The 17,404-nt window shown below is 47.2% G+C and carries 9 protein-coding genes and 10 pseudogenes; 9 read left to right on the top strand and 10 right to left on the bottom strand.

The window, feature by feature from the left end:
• The first annotated feature begins 228 nt into the window (after nt 1-228).
• Nucleotides 229-1,356, top strand: a complete 1,128-nt coding sequence (locus tag CK911_RS01305) for a Fic family protein (protein ID WP_098968719.1) — start codon at nt 229-231, stop codon at nt 1,354-1,356.
• A gap of 536 nt (nt 1,357-1,892) precedes the next feature.
• Nucleotides 1,893-2,171: pseudogene (locus tag CK911_RS01295) on the top strand (transposase); the annotation flags it as partial.
• Nucleotides 2,172-2,467: 296 nt separating this feature from the next.
• Here CK911_RS01295 and CK911_RS01290 read toward each other — a convergent pair.
• Nucleotides 2,468-3,118, bottom strand: a pseudogene (locus tag CK911_RS01290) (IS110 family transposase); the annotation flags it as partial.
• A gap of 103 nt (nt 3,119-3,221) precedes the next feature.
• On the opposite strand from CK911_RS01290, the gene CK911_RS01285 reads away from it, so the two are divergent.
• A complete protein-coding gene (locus CK911_RS01285) occupies nt 3,222-4,490 on the top strand; it encodes an IS4 family transposase (RefSeq protein ID WP_098968717.1) in 1,269 nt (422 codons plus the stop codon).
• Nucleotides 4,491-4,700: 210 nt separating this feature from the next.
• On the opposite strand, the gene CK911_RS01280 is transcribed toward CK911_RS01285, so the two are convergent.
• Together CK911_RS01280 and CK911_RS21300 are read right to left on the bottom strand one after the other, a co-directional pair.
• Nucleotides 4,701-6,224: an EAL domain-containing protein gene (locus CK911_RS01280; RefSeq protein ID WP_098968716.1), complete on the bottom strand. Its 1,524-nt coding sequence runs from the start codon at nt 6,222-6,224 to the stop codon at nt 4,701-4,703.
• A 42-nt stretch (nt 6,225-6,266) separates the two neighbouring features.
• Nucleotides 6,267-6,455 (bottom strand): annotated as a pseudogene (locus CK911_RS21300) (IS5/IS1182 family transposase); the annotation flags it as partial.
• A gap of 57 nt (nt 6,456-6,512) precedes the next feature.
• Between CK911_RS21300 and CK911_RS01270 the strand changes: the two are divergent.
• The 3 pseudogenes from CK911_RS01270 to CK911_RS01260 all read left to right on the top strand — a co-directional run.
• Nucleotides 6,513-6,794, top strand: a pseudogene (locus tag CK911_RS01270) (transposase); the annotation flags it as partial.
• 86 nt (nt 6,795-6,880) lie between these two features.
• Nucleotides 6,881-7,907, top strand: a pseudogene (locus CK911_RS01265) (IS110 family transposase).
• Nucleotides 7,908-8,208: 301 nt separating this feature from the next.
• Nucleotides 8,209-8,853 (top strand): annotated as a pseudogene (locus CK911_RS01260) (IS5 family transposase); the annotation flags it as partial.
• A gap of 154 nt (nt 8,854-9,007) precedes the next feature.
• Here the strand turns inward: CK911_RS01260 and CK911_RS01255 are convergent.
• The 3 genes and pseudogenes from CK911_RS01255 to CK911_RS01245 form a co-directional block, all read right to left on the bottom strand.
• Nucleotides 9,008-9,529: a hypothetical protein gene (locus CK911_RS01255; RefSeq protein WP_157774507.1), complete on the bottom strand. Its 522-nt coding sequence runs from the start codon at nt 9,527-9,529 to the stop codon at nt 9,008-9,010.
• A 28-nt stretch (nt 9,530-9,557) separates the two neighbouring features.
• Nucleotides 9,558-10,109 carry an outer membrane beta-barrel protein gene (locus CK911_RS01250; protein ID WP_098968713.1) on the bottom strand — a complete coding sequence of 184 codons (552 nt, stop codon included), beginning with the start codon at nt 10,107-10,109 and terminating at the stop codon, nt 9,558-9,560.
• Nucleotides 10,110-10,822: 713 nt separating this feature from the next.
• Nucleotides 10,823-11,334, bottom strand: a pseudogene (locus CK911_RS01245) (IS5 family transposase); the annotation flags it as partial.
• A 162-nt stretch (nt 11,335-11,496) separates the two neighbouring features.
• Between CK911_RS01245 and CK911_RS01240 the strand changes: the two are divergent.
• The 3 genes and pseudogenes from CK911_RS01240 to CK911_RS01230 all read left to right on the top strand — a co-directional run.
• Nucleotides 11,497-12,045, top strand: a pseudogene (locus CK911_RS01240) (IS3 family transposase); the annotation flags it as partial.
• Nucleotides 12,046-12,054: 9 nt separating this feature from the next.
• Nucleotides 12,055-12,621: pseudogene (locus tag CK911_RS01235) on the top strand (IS3 family transposase); the annotation flags it as partial.
• A gap of 189 nt (nt 12,622-12,810) precedes the next feature.
• Nucleotides 12,811-13,728 (top strand): IS5 family transposase, encoded by a 918-nt coding sequence (locus CK911_RS01230; RefSeq protein WP_098968712.1) that lies wholly within the window; start codon nt 12,811-12,813, stop codon nt 13,726-13,728.
• A gap of 327 nt (nt 13,729-14,055) precedes the next feature.
• Here CK911_RS01230 and CK911_RS21035 read toward each other — a convergent pair whose 3' ends face one another.
• From CK911_RS21035 to CK911_RS01215, 4 genes and pseudogenes are all read right to left on the bottom strand, one after another.
• Nucleotides 14,056-14,748, bottom strand: a complete 693-nt coding sequence (locus tag CK911_RS21035; protein WP_157774506.1) for a hypothetical protein — start codon at nt 14,746-14,748, stop codon at nt 14,056-14,058.
• Nucleotides 14,749-14,858: 110 nt separating this feature from the next.
• On the bottom strand, nt 14,859-15,719 hold the full coding sequence (locus tag CK911_RS01225) for an alpha/beta hydrolase (RefSeq protein ID WP_098968711.1): 861 nt from the start codon (nt 15,717-15,719) through the stop codon (nt 14,859-14,861).
• A 232-nt stretch (nt 15,720-15,951) separates the two neighbouring features.
• A complete protein-coding gene (locus tag CK911_RS21030; protein WP_157774505.1) occupies nt 15,952-16,518 on the bottom strand; it encodes a hypothetical protein in 567 nt (188 codons plus the stop codon).
• A 102-nt stretch (nt 16,519-16,620) separates the two neighbouring features.
• A pseudogene (locus CK911_RS01215) lies at nt 16,621-17,349 on the bottom strand (IS5 family transposase); the annotation flags it as partial.
• Between the last annotated feature and the right edge of the window lie 55 nt (nt 17,350-17,404).

Genomic DNA, 17,404 nt, shown 5'->3' with positions numbered 1-17,404 from the left:
AGTTTTATAATTAGGCTGACTTCGTTCAACTTAGGATTGCACCACAATTCCAGCCGCAATAAATCCAGTTTTTCATTAGCTCAGGTCTGAGATTTTCAGCCTGGATCTCCATCCTCATTACTTGCTCTGATGGTGTGCTGCATGTGTTATATTCGGCTCAATTGTTGTGCTGAATGATGGGCGGGTTCGGCTCATTTTTGAAACCCTGGCACGTTGAATGAGGAAATAATGGAACCATTTTGGATTTGGCAACAAGCTGACTGGCCCCATTTTCGTTGGCAGGATAGCGAGATATTGCCCAGATTACGGCATGTTCAACGCAAGTTGGGAATTCTAATAGGTAGTCATTCCAAGTTGGGGAACTCCGACCAAACGTTGGATACGCTATTGGCGAACATCATCGCTTCTTCCGCTATCGAAGGTGAACGCCTCAATGCTCAATCTGTGCATTCTTCCCTAGCTAGGCGGTTAGGGGTTTCACAAACTCAGTCTTATCCTGTGTCAGATCGCTCAGAAGGGCTCGCGGCCATGATGCTGGACGCCATCGATAATCATACACAGCAGTTAACGATTGAGCGGCTTTACCAATGGCATCGTTGGTTATTCCCCATCAACGAATGGTCGGTGCAGCCAGTGAACGTAGGACATTTGCGAGGAGATGAGCCGATGCAGGTTGTCTCTGGACGTGTTGATCGCCCCACCGTGCATTTTGAGGCACCGCCCAGAGAAGCTCTTGACGATCAATTGGCCGAGTTCATCCTCTGGTTTAACCAGACTCAGCATGACCCCGCGATGGATCCCCTTCTTCGTGCGGCGATCTGCCATTTCTGGTTTGTGACCCTTCATCCTGTTGATGATGGCAATGGGCGGCTCACGCGGGCATTGACCGATCGCGCGCTGTCACAGGCTGACAGCCAAAGCGTCCGTTTGTATGGCATGTCAGTTGCTATTCTAGAACGGCGGGCTGACTACTATCGGGCACTGGAGTCAGCACAGAGGGGCACGCTGGATATTACCTCCTGGATCAGTTGGTTTCTCGACACACTGGATTACACCCTAGAACTGGCATTACAGGTTATTGCTCGTTCTCTTGCCAAGACATATTTCTGGTTGCGGCACTCTCATGACGGTCTGAGACCAGAGCAAATCAAGGTTATTAACCGTTTATTGGATGGCGGCGAACAGGGTTTTGGAAAGTGCATCAACGCCAGTCAATATCAAAAAGTCGCTGGAGTCAGCAAGGCTACTTCTACACGCCATCTGGTTGAATTGGTGGAAAAGGGATGCATTGGGAAATTACCTGGAGGCGGACGCAATACACGCTATCAGATCCGCTTGCACACGGAGGTTGTTTGAAAAAGCATCGCCATGGGGCGTTAATTTCATTTGGTAGATGAGAACTACGATTGACGTACCAATGAAGCTCTTTAATTAAAATTTGACGCCATGATGTGTACCATCTGGCATATGTATAAACAGGCTGAGTTTACAGCCATTGTGCTCAACAACCATTTTTAGCTTTAATATGCAATCAACTACATCATCCTGAATATCAGGTTCGTCTTCGCAACTTAGATGAGAAAGCAATTTTCTCATTTTAATAAAAATCAACTGTTGAGTTGCAAGTTGATTAGCAATGCTAACTGCCAGTTACCGGTTTCCTCGTAGAAACGTACCCACAGTAATCTTTGTTGAATTTCCCTGTTCATAGCATCAGATCATAGTGAAATGATCTCTATGAATCACACACTCCCGGCGTTTGGATGCCAACCTGGCTTCCGTCATCAGGTGACTTACTTTGAACGGCGTTGTTGCCCAAATCAGAGTGACCTGAATTGAACTTATGGTGGAGACGGTGATCTGATCACCAAATCCCTCTTCAAATCTGCATCATGGGCAAGTCGCTTCACGCCATATCTAACTGGTCACAGTACAACCGTTCCCTGGTCAAACGCGGCTCGCTAGCGTTCTGGGTTGATGAGCATGTCGTTCATAACTGGTTCCATCAAGAACATCATGGTCGACGGGGGCAAAGCTCCCTCTACACCGACCAGACCATCTGTACCTTTCTCATGCTCAAAAGCATTTTCAACCTCTCCCTGCGGGCGACACAGGGCCTGCTCGACTCGCTGTTTGAGCTGATGAATGTGCCGCTGTGTGCCCCCGACTACATAGATGGTCGCCCCGGTTTGCCAAGCCCTCAATCGATGAAAATGAGTCAGGTGGAGATTGCAGCCATAGATCCGGATTTCGATCGAGGCTACCGCCTCTATCCCTGATGGAATTCGCTGATGGGGACCTCTATCAGCTGTTCGCTCTTACAAAGCCCTGTAGTCCACGGGTTTTCCCCATCACGGTCTGACCTGTCTCGCCATCACGTCATGATTGCCTGTGCAATCGGTTGTTCTTATCGGTATCAGTTACTATTAGAGTCGCTACGCAGTTAGTGTCGCGGGACACTTATTGTTCAGGCTACCACGCCATAATTAGCTTCATATTCTCTTTCCTGAGCAAGCAATGCCCAGACTATGCGGGCATTCTTGTTGGCGAGCGCCACGGCGGCAACGTTATGATTGCGCCGCCCCATCACCCCGGCTAACCAACTGTTTGCGTGCTGCGCCTTGCGCTCCGCTACCCGGAGTACAGCCCGAGCGCCATGGATCAGCAGGGTGCGCAGATAGCTGTCGCCGCGTTTGCTGATCCCCAGCAATGTTTGCTTGCCACCGCTGGAATGTTGGCGTGGTACCAGTCCCAGCCACGCTGCCAACTGCCTGCCATTCTTAAAACTTTTTGCGTCTCCGACGGAGGCGATCAAGGCACTCGCGGTGATCGGGCCGATCCCCGGGATCTGCGCTAGCTTCTTGCTGGCGACGTTCTCACGATGCCAGCTCTGGAGTTGGACCTCTAGTTCCTGAACCTACCGGTCGAGCGCCTTGAGATGCTCCCCCAGGCGCTCGAGCAATTGCCGAAACGTCCCTGGCAACCCGTTCTCGTACTCCTCTAGGATCTCGGGCAGATGCTTGCCAATGTGGGCAATGCCTTTAGGGATGATGATCCCGTGTTCTGCCAGCAGACCACGTAGCTGGTTGGCCTGTGCGGTCCTCGCCTTAACAAAGCCTCATGTACAGGATCTTTAGCGGCAACCAATTGAAATAGATATAAAAAAGGCTTCGTTTGTGATCTGATTTTATCGCCAAACAAAATCAACACGCACGAAGCCTATGACCATTATCAATGCTAATTACTATCTGGAGCAACTCCTGGCTCCCGCCGCACTCGAGCGCATTGCTCGGCTCTGCAAGTTTTGTCTGCGTCAGCGCGCTATTACCCCTGCCATGCTCGTCCCTGCACTGCTGCGGGCCATGGGGGGCAACCAGGTCAATGACATTGCCGGTTTACACCGTCATTTCAATGCCTTACAACTGGTAAACGCGCATCAGGTTTCCTACAAACCGTTTCACAATCAGCTGAGCAAAGAGAGCTTTGCCCTGTTTATGAAAGCCCTGGTCGAACGGGCCATCGCCTTGCGTATCGACCATCAACTCAAAGCGGCTTCCCTCGGCGCGTTCAAGCAGGTATTACTGCACGATGGCACCTCCTTCGCGGTGCATCGGCGCCTGGCGGCTGACTTTCCTGGCCGGTTCAAGACCATCAGTCCGGCGGCTATCGAGTGCCATATGACCATGTCTCTGTCGGAGCAGAGCCCACTGTGCATGAGTGTGTCTGCCGATACCGCAGGGGAGCGGCAATTTCTCCCTGAGGCTCACAAACTGGCCAACTGCCTGCTACTGGCTGACGCGGGTTACATTGACAGGGCTTGGTTTGAACAAGTGAACGACGCCGGCGGATTTTATCTGGTGCGAGGAACTCAAAGCCTGAACCCCAAGATAATCCAGGCCTGGCGCGGTGATGGACGGGAAGTGCCAAAGCTGGCGGGATTGTCACTGAAAGAGGCCGGACGGCGACGCTGTCGGGCCGAAGTACTGGATATGGTGGTGAAATCCGGCAAGGTGGAATATCGGTTGGTCCGGCGCTGGTTTGCCGAGGAAAAGCGGTTCTGCCTGTGGATGACCAACCTACCGCGAGCGGCATGGTCAGCAGAGCAGGTGATGAGCCTGTATCGCTGCCGTTGGCAGGTGGAGTTGTTATTTAAAGAGTGGAAATCGCACAACCGGCTCAAAGGATTTGTGACGGGAGAGAAAGCCATAGCCGAGGGATTGGTGTGGACGAGCCTGCTGTCGCTGGTGATGAAAAGACGGGTCGCGCAGAGTGTGATGATAGGGAAGCTATCGATGTTGAAAGCATCAAAGAACAGTACGACATGGTGGTTACCGCTATTGGAAGCAGTGGCCCATAGAGCGCTGACAGAAATAAGGGAAAGACTGGAATGGGCAGCTGATTATTTGGCAAAGAACGCCTGCCGAACCAAGCAGAGAAAATCGATACAGAACAGGACCTTGGAAGGTGTTTTAAAGGGGCTCAACGCTTAAGGTCCTGTACATGAGTCAGCATTAGTGGCTTAAGTTATGAGAGAGCAAGCTTTAGTTCTCTTGTTATAGGCTATGAAGTGTTAAAAAATTATATATCAATATGGGATCTCCCTAATCGTAAAATCTATTTTAAAAATAGATGGATGGATGTGGAATGATATTAGTGAGCCATCCCATTGTTATCGGCATGGCTCATATTTGACTGGAACTTTACTTTAAATATTCATTTTTATATGACAACAGCCACTCTGATAGAGGTTCCGGTTTCCCAAATAGATATCCTTGTAAATAACTTACCTCTCTGGATTTAAGAAATTCAGCTTGCTCATTTGTTTCAACCCCCTCTGCGATCATGCTCATGTTTAGTCTCTTCCCTAAATCAATGACATTGTCAATAAGGTGCTCTGACAGTGAGTTCTTACCTATTTGGCTGACAAAGGATAAATCAATTTTCAATGTCTTAACATTGAATTCATTTAAATAACTTAGGCTGGAATGGCCAGTTCCAAAATCATCAATTGCTAATGTGACCCCTAAGTTGTTTAATGTTGAAAACAGAGATGCAATATGGGGTGTGTTATCTAATTTCTGGCGTTCAGTGAGTTCTAGTACTAGCTTTATATTACTGTTGTTAACCATAGCCAAAAATTCTTGGCAGTCATAAAGAAGCTGCATACCATTACAATGCATCGCTGTAATATTTATGCTGACATGAAATTTTGATGGTAATGAAAACTGGTTTAATAATTTTGCCGTCGATATAAAAAGGTTCTTTGTCATTGGAATAATTAAACCAGACTCTTCAGCCTGAGGTATAAATAGGTCTGGCCTTATGATGCCATGAACAGGGTGATGCCAGCGCATCAAGATCTCGATACCAATTACATGTCTGTGAAATGCATCAACGATAGGTTGTGCGTAAGGTATAAACTCATTATTTTTGAGAGCTCTAGTTAGTTCACGATCAAATGATATTGGTCTGGTTAATTGCCACCACATAAATGTTGGTAAAACTAGAGATATTATTGCCACGAAAAATAGATATACTTTATTTTGATTTAAAAATGCACTTAAAGATGACCCGAAGTCTAGTCCAGCATAAACAGAAAATGGGTATTTGGGGGAGGTGAATGACTTTAGTGCAAAGAGCGAATTGACTGATGGGTTTTTAAGAAATGATCCTCCTTCAGACAACCATTTATTGTGAACTCTAATATATAATAGCAACTTGTCGTCCTCTTGCTGAGACAATAATGTCTGTATGTACAGACCATCAATACCACTTAATGCCGCTGTATCTCCATTTGAAGTGCGCACTACAATAAGTGGATGATTTTTTTTGACTCGGTTGCCAGGCATCAATAAAAGTTTATGATTTACATAATCGGATGGCGTATCTTGAAAAGTGCTTTCCCCAAATAGAGATGTACAATATATCAGATTGTCTTTTGCAAGATTCACTGATCTTACATAGGGAATACTTGTTACCTCATGCCTTAGATTTAAAGAAACCCTGTCACAGGGTAATCCTTTATAGCTAAGAGCTATCACGTTGGCTTGCTCACCATAATCTAGAATAGAATTTATGGTTGATACAGCCTTTTGGGCTGATAAAAGGGTCCATTTGTTTGTGTTATGTAAGTAATATAAATACATAGGAAATATAAGAATAACTAGCATAATAAGCATGAGGAAAAGACAAGTAATCCCCTTTATTTGATACTGAATTCTCATGATATGCCATCCATGTAATCAAGCAGAGTATTAGTTAACTATAGCATTAATTGTGCCCAACTTGCTCTGCATGAGATTGAGTAAAGTCGGAAACATCTCGGCATCATGGACATTTTTCAACGACACTTCAGCCGCCACAATATCGTCGATCACTGGGTTCACTGCCAGATGCAACTTACGCCATACTCGATGGTTTTGGCGGCGTTGTTTCCCAAATCGATGCAGCTTGAATGGAACTAACTGAGGACTTGGTGATCTGATCACCACCATCCCCTTCAAGTCTGCATCATGGGCACGTCGCTTCACCCCATCACCAACTGGCCTAAATACAACAGGTCTCTGATTAACCGTGGTTCACTCACCTTCTGGGTTGATGCAGGCGCCATGGATAACTGGTTTCACCACGACCATCATGGGCGGCGGGGCCGCAGCCAGCTCTACACTGACCAGACCATCTGCACCTTTCTGATGCTCAAGGGGATTTTCAGCCTCACTCTGCGAGCGACCCAGGGGCTACTCGACTCCTTGTTCGCGTTGATGAATGTGCCGCTGTGTGCGCCGGACTATAGCTAATGGGATGGTCGCCCCTCCCCAAAACGGCATCTGAGTGCCAAAGTGGCGAATGTAAGTTCCCACTGATGAGAGAGGCGACCACCATGAAGGCTACGACTATCGCATCGATCTGGCAAAACATCTCTTCCAATTACATGGGGTGGATCAACATGGCAAAACGATCCTCAAGCGACAGTTGAAGCGGGAGCAGATGCTCTCATTCTTTAGCAATCTTCCTCCAAGCCTGATCGGTATGGAGGCATGCGGCAGTGGCCATTACTGGGCCAATAAACTGCAAGGAATGGGGCATACCGTCAAACTGATGGCGCCGCAGTTCGTGAAGCCCTATGTGAAGACCAACAAGAACGATGCTGCGGATGCAGAAGCTATCTGCTAAGCCGTCACCCGACCCAATATGCGGTTTGTGCCAATAAAAAATGGCGAGCAGTTAGCCGTGTTGTCGCTACATCGTGCAAGGCAAGGGTTCGTCAAAGCCAGAACGGCACAAGCTAATCAAATCAGGGGCCTGCTGGCTGAACATGGCATCATTGTCCATAAAGGTATTGCACACATTAACCCACGATTGCCCGAGATCCTGGAGGACGCAGAGAACGACCTACCCGGAACTTTTCGTCAATTAATTGAGCGTTTAGGGGAGCACATCAAAGAGCTCACCAAGCAGGTGAATGAACTGGAAGAGCAGATCTGGTGTTGGCACAAAGAAAACTCGGCAAGCCAGAAGCTGGCTAAGATGCCAGGTATTGGTCCTCTCACGGCCAGTGCACTGGTTGCGTCTATCGGCGATGCAAAGCAGTTCGAAAATGGCCGCCAGCTAGCAGCCTGACTGGGCTTGGTACCCAAGCAACATTCCAGCGGTGGCAAGCCGACCCTATTAGGGATAAGCAAACGCGGTGACATCTATTTACGCACACTGCTGATCCACGATGCTCGCGCCGTGCTCCGGGTCGCTGAGCCTAAGACGGAGTACGCAGGAAGCTGGCTTGCGGGGGTCATGGAGCGACGTAACCATAATGTAACGGTAGTGGCACTGACAACAAGAATGCACGCATCATCTGGGCATTACTTGCCCATGATCGCGAGTACGATGCTGATTACGCAGTAGCGGCCTGAGCTCAATAGTCAGCACAAGAACTGTGTTTCATCGCAAGCGTGACAAAGTATCGAGTTAACAACCAGCGTTAGAAAGTACCACCGATTGCACGGGCGATCATGACGTGATGGCGAGGCAGGTCAGACCGTGATTGGCAAAACCCGACAGACACAGGGCACTAATAAGTGCGTTTAGCTGATAGAGGAGCCAGTCAGCGAATTCCATCAGGGATAGAGGCTGTTGCCTCGGTGAAATCCGGATCTATGGCTGCAATCTCCACCTGACTCACTTTCATTGATTGAGGGCTTGGCAAACCGGGGCGACCATCTATGTGTCAGCAAGCGAGCACGCACGGTGACGGTAGCTTATCGACAGCCCCCAAAGGGACGCATTACCGACTTGGTTATCGACTCAACCGGGTTGAAGGTGTTTGGTGAAGGCGAGTGGAAAGTCAGAAAACACGGCGCTGAGAAGCGGCGAGCCTGGCGCAAGTTGCATCTGGCGGTAGACCCGGTGACCCACGATATCGTGGCGGCGGAAGTCTCGCTGGAAAATGTCCATGATGCCGAGGTGCTGCCGACCTTGCTCAACCCACTGCGGCGCAAGCTGGGGCGTGTTTATGCGGATGGCGCCTATGACAGCAAAGCCAGCCATCAGCTAATCTCGCGCAAAGGGGCGACAGCCTGTATCCCGCCTCGCAAGAACGCGGGGTTATGGGAAAAGCGACATCCGAGAAATGAGGCTGTGCTGGTGATGCGCCAGGAAGGGCTGGTGCACTGGAAGAAGATATCGGGTTATCACCGGCGCTCGCTGGCAGAGACGGCAATGTATCGGTTCAAGCAGTTGATGACGGGCAAAATCAGTCTGCGAACATACAACGGTCAGGTAGGGGAAGTGATGGCGTATGTTGGTGCAATCAACAAATTGAACACCCTTGGTCTGCCCGTCAGAAAGCCCCGAGTGTAACGGTCACTTGGGGCTTGGGCAGTTGTGGCTTGATGGTTGATTTGGGAAACAACGCCGATCGCCACAAGTTCAGTTAGTTCCATTCAAGCTGCATCGATTTGGGCAACAACGCCGCGTTATATCAAACGAGCGATGCATTTTTCATAACTAAAATCTATTGCTGGATACATAAACCGTGAATAAAATTAGATGCCGCAAAGGGGTCCGAATGAATCCACTGCTGAATGGTGTGGTCTTTATTAATAATACCTATTTTTAAACCATCACTATTAAAATAAGCTACTGCTGTAACTTGTTGCGCCAACTCGCCAGAGTCCATGAACCTCTTCACATTCTCGTTCATGGATTCCAACTTTGCTATCTCTGTAGAGGTCTCCAGTGTAGTTGGAGTTCGCCAGGCGCCGGGAAGATTACTACAATAATCTTTAGCATCATCTGCTACGATTATTTCATCTGAGAAGTACCAATCAGCATCAGTGACGGGCTTAGATGGCGTGAGTGTGATAATACCATCAGAGTCTAGTGACATAAAATAATCTGCATCTGAAGATGACTTTGCAGATTCAATAATAAGGGCACCTCCCTTTGTATTGGTTCTAACTACTGGCCCCTCACTGATTGCTAAAGAAAGTGATGAGAAGGAAGCTAAAAGTGATATTAATAAAATTTTTTTCATTGATAATGGCCTTGTTAATTGTTAATTGTTAGAAGTAGAAGCTTGTACCAATCAGGAATTTGGTAAATGAGTCCTTGGTATCTCCATCGGAGACCTTGAGGTGGTCCGTTGCGATGTTGTAGTTCACTTCTGCTGAGAGGGCTACGTTAGTGCTGATGAAGTACTTCACTCCCAGCGCTGTCTTGAAGTTCACGGCAGTGGCATCAAAAGACTCGGTGTCCAGGTTGTCTTCCTTGTTATCGTAATCAGCCTTGATGAGCTCGGTCGCCAGACCTACATAGGGAACAAAATTGGTGCTGTTGGTGAAGTTGTACTCAGTGAACAACCCAATACCGCCAGACTTGTAGCTTTTGCTGAGGTCAGTGGTGATGTTGGCACCAAGCTCCCAGTCGTCTTTAACTAAGTAGCCGTACTTGGCATTGAGGTCCACGGAGTAGCTGTCTTCTGCATCAAAGTCGACCAGACCCTGAACGTTGAGTTCCTGGGTGCCGGCTTGCAGGTAGCTTTCGCTATTGGCGTAAGCGGTGCCACAGGAGAGCATGGCCAACAGGGTTGTGGTGTAGATAATGCCTTTTTTCATGGAAATAAAACCCTTTGTCAATGTGATATGAAATTTAGCAGTAATAATGGCTTGGTACCCCTAAAAAGGTATTTATATCATCAGCCATTACTCTGTGACTATGAATAATTGCTCTAAACGTAACTCAAAGAACATAAAGCCACATAAAAAAAGAAATACATAAATAAAAGTCATCAGTCTTACAACAAGCATGCACTCCACCCTAATTTAGGTGAGGCGTCAGTTGCAATCATTAAATCAATATATAATTGCAGTTCAACACCAATAATTTTATATGAAAAAAAAGCCCCTTTATACAAACAGAGGCAAAAGCACCACGTACAGTAAATACAAGAAGAAGCTAAGCTGAACACACAACTTAACCTTATCAAGGATAAACCACTTGTGCGTTAGGCGGTAAAGAATAAACGTTACTAAGATTGAAAAATAATGAAAAAGCACCAACGAAGAAAGAGTTGCGTTAATGGGATGGTCACCACTCTCCAAAACGGCATCTGAGTGGCGTGGTTGCCCAAATCAGCCAGCAAGTCATGACTGAGGTATCCTGATTTTCACAGATAGTCCCGATTGTTACGATGAGACAATCGGGGGTATTGAATGAAATCGAGAGAACACTATTCACCAGAGTTTCGGGCAGAGGCGGTTCGACTAGTGTTGGGCGTTGTTTCCCAAATCAGCCAGCAAGTCATGACTTCCCCTGCCCCAGGTGATAGCTACACTCTGGGCTTTCTGACAGGTAAGCCAAGGACATTCAGTTTGTTCATCGCACACACGTAGGCCATGATCTCTCCCACTTGTCCGTTGTAGTTACGTAGACTGATTTTTCCCGTCATCAATTGTTTGAACCTATACATCGCCGTCTCGGCCAATGAGCGCCGATGATACCCAGACTGCTGCTTCCAGTGAGTCAGCCCCTCCTTGCGCATCACCAGAACCGCTTCATTACGTGGATGCCCCTCTTCCCATAAACCGGCATTCTTGCGCGGCGGAATACAGGCCTTGGCTCCTTTGCGCTTTATCAGTTCATGGCAGGCCTTGGTGTCATATGCGCCATCGGCATACACGGTCCCAAGGGCTCGGCGTAGCGGATTGAACAGGGTCGGCAACACCTCGGCATCATGAACATTTTCCAACGAAGCCTCGGCTACCACGATGTCGTGGGTCGCCGGGTCCACCGCCAGATGCAATTTGCGCCAGACCGTCGCTTGTCATGGCCATGCTTTCGTGCGGGCTTCTAGCACTGGTGTCAGCGTCCACCGTCACAGCGCCAACAAACAGATAAGCGACTCAAGGTCGCCATTCGGGCTACTCACAGCAAGACGCGCCAGGCCTATGGCGCAGTGCGTTTACAAGCTGAATTGGCCGCCAAAGGATTTTACGCCGGGCGCGACCGGATATTCCCAATCTGCTGGCCCGCGAATTTGATGCTCCGCAACCCAATCAGGTGTGGTGTGGCGATATCACCTACGTCTGGGTCGGTGGTCGTTGGCACTATCTGGCAGCGGTGCTCGACCTGCATACCCGACGGGTCGTGGGCTGGGCGATGTCTGACAAACCTGATGCAGAATTGGCAATAAAAGCGCTGGAGATGGCCTATCAGCAGCGGGGCTGCCCATCAGGCGTGCTGTTTCACTCCGACCAGGGCAGCCAATACGGCAGTCGAGTATTTCGGCAACGACTGTGGCGCTATCGCATGACCCAGAGCATGAGTCGTCGTGGCAACTGCTGGGATAACGCCCCGATGGAGCGGTTGTTCAGAAGCCTGAAGTCAGAGTGGCTCTCGGCAACGGGATACATGAGCCTGCGGGCAGCAAAGCGGGATATCAGTTATTACCTGATGGATCACTACAACTGGCGGCGTCCACATCAACACAATGACGGGATACCGCCAGCAAAAGCCGAAGAACGGCCTAACCAAGTGTCCGGATTTAGTTGACCACTACAAACCCATTCTTCTCATTCCCTGCCGGTGGCGGAGAATCTCCTTGGTCAGGTCTTTGCGCCGACGAAGCCCAACGAAGTCTGGACCGGTGATATCACCTATATCGCTACCGACGAAGGCTGGCTTTATCTGGCTGGTCTCAAGGATGTGTTTACCTGTGAAATAGTGGGCTATGCGATGGGAGAGAGAATGACCACCGGGTTGGTCAGCCAGGCGCTGTTTTGGGCTGTGCAGCAGAAGAGGCCGCCCGTTGGGCTTATCAATCACACAGACCGGGGAAGTCAGTACTGTGCCAAGCCTTACCGGGCTCTCCAGGTACAATTTGGCATGCAGACCTCCATGTCACGCAAGGGGAACTGCTTCGACAATGCTCCGATAGAAAGCTTCTGGGGGTCTCTTAAAAATGAACTGGTTCACCACCATAGATTCAAGACGAGAGCGGAGGCCAAGGCAGCGATTCAGGAATACATAGAGATTTTTTACAACCGCTAACGTCGGCATTCACGACTTGGCAATGTCAGCCCTGCGGAGTTTAACAAGAGGTACAGGAAAACTACTCCGGCTGCTTGATCCGGGACTGTCCGATCTTGTCAGGATATCTTACTAACTGAAAGCAGCAGTCCGGGTATCATCGGTGCTCATTGGCCGAGACGGCGATGTATCGGTTTAAGGGCGTTGTTTCCTAAATCGATGCAGCTTGAATGGAACTAATTGAAAACCCAGTGATCTGATCACCACCATCCCCCTCAAGTCTGCATCATGGGCAAAGCGCTTCACCCAATCACCAACTGGTCTCAATACAACAGGTCTCTGAGCAACCGTGGCTCTCTCACTTTCTGGGTTGATGCCGAGGCCATGGATAACTGGTTCCACCAAGACCATCACGGAAAACGGGGACGCAGCCAGCTCTACACTGACCAGAGCATCTGTACCTTCCTGATGCTCAAAGGGATTTTCAGCCTCACGCTGCGAGCCACTCAGGGGCTACTCGATTCCCTGTTCGAGCTGATGAATGTACCGCTGTGTGCTCCGGACTACAGCTGTGTCAGCAAGCGTGCACGCACAGTGAAGGTGGCCTATCGGCAGCCCCCTAAGGGGCGGATCACCGACCTGGTTATCGACTCAACGGGTCTGAAAGTGTTTGGTGAAGGCGAGTGGAAAGTCAGAAAACACGGCGCTGAGAAACGTCGAGTCTGGCGTAAGTTGCATCTGGCGGTAGATCCGGTGACTCACGATATCGTGGCGGCAGAAGTGTCGCTGGAAAATGTCCATGATGCCGAAGTGTTGCCGACCTTGCTCAACCCACTGCGGCGCAAGCTGGGACGTGTTTATGCGGATGGCGCCTATGACAGCAAAGCCAGCCATCAGCTTGTCGTGCGCAAAGGGGCGAGAGCCTGTATCCCGCCTCGCAAGAACGCAGGGCTATGGAAAAAGGGACATCCGAGAAATGAGGCGGTGCAGGTGATGCGCAAGGAAGGGCTGGCGCACTGGAAGAAGATATCGGGGTATCACCGTCGTTCGCTGGCAGAGACAGCGATGTTCCGGTTCAAACAGTTAATGGCAGGCCAAATCACCCTGCGAAAATACAATGGTCAAGTGGGAGAAGTGATGGCGTATGTGAGCGCGATAAACAAACTGAACACCCTTGGCTTACCTGTCAGAAAGCCCCGATTGTAGCGGTCACCCGGGGCTAGGGAAGTCATGACTTGCTGGCTGATTTGGGAAACAACGCCCGGTTTAAGCAGTTGCTGGCGGGAAAAATCAGTCTACGGTCAGATAGGTGAAGTGATGGCGTATGTGAGCGCGATGAACAAACTGAACATCCTGAGTCTATCTGTCAATAACCCCAAGTGTAGTGTCACTTGGGGTTATTGACGTTGCAACCTGCTGGCTGATTTGGAAAATAGTTAGCTCTATTCAAACAGCATCAATTTAGGAAACAAGGTCCCTAATAGAACCACCCCAGCCCCTAAGAACACTGAGTCCTTAGAAAGCTCCATTAGTTCAATGACCCGGATCTGGGTCATAACCACCGCTGAGATGCATTAACACAGGATAATCAGAACCGCTTGGCGTGTAATATTCAAAATAAGAATATGCTGAAGGGACAGAAAGCATGCCAACAGCCACGTTAACCAATGAGGCATATTGAGGGTGAGTATCTATTGGCAACAAAAACCATTTTTCAGCTCCGTTTCTCATTTTTAATTTTACGCCACAAGTATTCTCTATCTTAGGCTCTGACTTATTTTTTATGTGGCAACCAACATTAAGCACTCTTGCAAGGTTCTCGTAGGATGTTATTACACTCCCATCAATTGCAGGCGAGATATTCATCAAGGGCATCACATCACTAGTTCTATCGAATTGAACTGACACTGGATAAAAAGACCACTCCCCAATTTGCTTTTGAACTTTAAGAAAAAAATCTTGAGAGTCTTGATGTGATTGTGATGCATTTATCATCGCTAAAAATGCACTTCGCCCTACCATATCATTTTGTATTCTTATATTGTAGTCAGAATCTGAAGAGAAAGCTAATATATAGTCTACATAAGGTGTGTCACCAATTTTTTTTAGGTATTTTGAAAAGTAAGGAGTAATCACAGGAAGAGTGATAGTTTCCAGGCCCTCAAATGACTCCGCCTGCAAGCTTGCTGAAATAAAAAAACTGACAATAAAGACATTTTTTTTCAAAATTAAAACCTCAATTCAACTTAAAGTAAGTTTATTAAGAACACATAACTATTAACTTATTATTTAGATAAAGTTAAGTTTTCTTGAAAAAAGATCAGTCACCTAATGAGTTACAAGTATCTTTTTAACCAATCAATTTGAACACTAATGACATCTCTAAAAAACTCACCTTTATAAAAATCATAATGAGCTGCTTCAGCCACCTCATATATATTTTTTTCATTGGCTGCTATGGACTCATACAATGCCCTCCCTTGTTCTATTGGATTTACTCTATCTTTGCCAGCAACAACAACAAGAGCTGGGCATACGACGCTTTTTGCATATTGTTCTGGTTTGTAGTTCATAATTTCTCTTACAGTCAGAAATGGAATTTTTATATCCATATTAGGATGTAGTGCCTTGTTCATTTCAAAAAATGACTTTGATTCTACATCACTTAATACACGAGTAATACTAACGAACATCTCCTTACCAGAACTATTATTTTTTTCGGCAACCTTATCTAATAAAGCAATAAAGGACTCTCGTTCTTCACCGCTCATAGCACCAGTAATTAATTTATTTCCATCAGAAAAGCCCAATTGACTAATAACGCACTTTATTCCTATATTTTTAGCAGCAGCCCCGAATACATGTCCCCCTCCTAATGAAGTCCCCCATAAGGCAATACGTTCAGTATCAACAGCAGCATTATTTTTTACCCAATTAACAACAGAAACTATATCGTCGATTTGTAAAGTAGGTACTAATCGACCACGTTCACCACCACTATCTCCAAAACCACGATAATCAAATGTTACCGTTGCATAACCTGCAACAACAAAAGCCTCTGCAAAGGAAGGGAGCAAGAAATTTTGGACTCCAGCAAAGCCATGACATAAAATAATTGTAGGTTGTTTTCCCAAACGAGAGGTAGATCGCCAAGTTAATGCAATACCATTAGATAGTCTATATGTAAAAACATCCATTAACAATACCTCATGCCGTATTTGCAGATATAAAAGGATATAAAAGGATATAAAAGGATATAAAAGGATATAATTAACATTGTGTCAACTCAACCTGACCACAAGCTAGCACATAGATAAAAGTGCTAGACATTTATTATTTTATTGTAAGTATGAATGGCCACCGAAATAAAATTATCTCATGTAATTCCAGATTAAACTATATTTTTAACTATTAGGCTGTAATCATTAGTCAAATGGCTTCACCATTGAAAATTAAATCATTAATGCTATCAATTAACTGTAGTTGCTCATTTTTATCAATAAGCGGATGCAATTTATCATGCTGATTTAACATGTCAAACTCACACCTTATATTCTCACATTGAATGTGTGAGGATATAAGAGAGATCTGTTTCAATATAAGCTCATCATATCTTTTTATAGCTTTGTGTACATTGAAAATATTAAAAATTATATTTTTATCTAAATCCTCAGGACCAAATATCCATGCTACCCGGAAGTTTTCCTGTACGTTTTGGCTGGCACTAGCCAGTGCATCTGAAAATGACAAAATTTTAGATGTTGAGAATCCATACCTCATGAGTTTTTTTGTATATCGCTCTAAAGTAATCTTCCTCAATTCATCAGTAAATATGGTACTATTGTTGCTAAGCTTGTAAACACTTAATGCTCGTAGGAAAAAAAAACGACCACTTAATAATTTTACTAAATCTTTAGTTGCTAGATAAGTACCCGCACCTAGTTTTTTAGAATGGCGGGGAAAACTTGTTTGCGACCTCTTGGTGTATGCAATCATTTATGTCTTTAGATAATTTAATATTTAATGTGGGTGTTATCATCACAATTTCAAAATGATAATGCATGTGAATAAAAATGAATTTATCTGAACTCTACTTTCAACATTTTTGTTGTGATACCAGGACTGCTGCTTCCAGTGAGTTAGCCCATCCTTGCGTATCACCAGAACCGCTTCATTACGTGGATGCCCCTTTTCCCATAAACCAGCATTCTGCGCGGCGGAATACAGGCCTTGGTGTCATAGGCGCCATCGGGCATACACGGTCCCAAGTGCTCGGCGTAGCGGATTGAACAGGGTCGGCAACACCTCGACATCATGAACATTTTCCAACGAGGCCTCGGCTGCCACGATGTCGTGGGTCGCCGGGTCCACCGCCAGATACGATTTGCGCCAGCCCCGTCGCTTGTCATGGCCATGCTTTCTGACCTTCCATTCGCCCTCGCCAAACACTTTCAAGCCGGTGGAGTCGATAACCAAATCGGTAAACTTGCCCTTGGGTGGCTGGCGGTATGCCACCTTCACGGTACTGGCGCGCTTGCTGACACAGCTGTAGTCGGGGGCACACAGCGGCACATTCATCAGCTCAAACAGCGAGTCGAGCAGGCCCTGTGTCGCCCGCAGGGAGAGGTTGAAAATGCTTTTGAGCATGAGAAAGGTACAGATGGTCTGGTCGGTGTAGAGGGAGCTTTGCCCCCGTCGACCATGATGTTCTTGATGGAACCAGTTATGAACGACATGCTCATCAACCCAGAACGCTAGCGAGCCGCGTTTGACCAGGGAACGGTTGTACTGTGACCAGTTAGATATGGCGTGAAGCGACTTGCCCATGATGCAGATTTGAAGAGGGATTTGGTGATCAGATCACCGTCTCCACCATAAGTTC

The organism is Aeromonas sp. CU5 (assembly GCF_002586745.1).
Lineage (GTDB): Bacteria > Pseudomonadota > Gammaproteobacteria > Enterobacterales > Aeromonadaceae > Aeromonas > Aeromonas sobria.
This window is presented reverse-complemented; position numbering and strand designations above follow the sequence as displayed.

Bases quoted from the DNA above. Each gene is read 5' to 3' on its own strand.
- CK911_RS21030 (WP_157774505.1), bottom strand. From the start codon at position 16,518: ATGATTGCATACACCAAGAGGTCGCAAACAAGTTTTCCCCGCCATTCT.
- CK911_RS01255 (WP_157774507.1), bottom strand. From the start codon at position 9,529: ATGAAAAAAATTTTATTAATATCACTTTTAGCTTCCTTCTCATCACTT.
- CK911_RS01285 (WP_098968717.1), top strand. From the start codon at position 3,222: ATGACCATTATCAATGCTAATTACTATCTGGAGCAACTCCTGGCTCCC.
- CK911_RS01230 (WP_098968712.1), top strand. From the start codon at position 12,811: ATGGGCAAAGCGCTTCACCCAATCACCAACTGGTCTCAATACAACAGG.
- CK911_RS01280 (WP_098968716.1), bottom strand. From the start codon at position 6,224: ATGAGAATTCAGTATCAAATAAAGGGGATTACTTGTCTTTTCCTCATG.
- CK911_RS01250 (WP_098968713.1), bottom strand. From the start codon at position 10,109: ATGAAAAAAGGCATTATCTACACCACAACCCTGTTGGCCATGCTCTCC.
- CK911_RS01225 (WP_098968711.1), bottom strand. From the start codon at position 15,719: ATGGATGTTTTTACATATAGACTATCTAATGGTATTGCATTAACTTGG.
- CK911_RS01305 (WP_098968719.1), top strand. From the start codon at position 229: ATGGAACCATTTTGGATTTGGCAACAAGCTGACTGGCCCCATTTTCGT.